1 protein-coding gene is annotated in these 240 nt (G+C 43.3%); it reads left to right on the top strand.

Features of this window, described 5'->3' with window-relative positions; genetic code table 11:
• On the top strand, nucleotides 1–240 hold a 240-nt coding region (locus tag ACVCXO_RS00325; protein WP_452227609.1), incomplete at both ends, for a hypothetical protein.

Below are 240 nucleotides of genomic sequence, written 5' to 3' on the forward strand. Positions count from 1 at the left end.
GTAAGTGGAACAGTTACAGCAGGAACAGATGGTTATACTACAGCCGGAACAGTAACTGGAACCGTATATAACGATGAAGATGGTGATGGAACACAAAATGGAACAGAAACCGGATTTACTTCTCCAGTAACTGTATTTGCAGATTTAGATGGCAATGGCGTATTAGACGCAGGAGAGCCAACAGCAACAACAGCAACAGACGGAACCTATACTATAGAAGGAGTACCAGCAGGAACAGTA

The organism is Lacinutrix sp. MEBiC02404 (genome assembly GCF_053601575.1).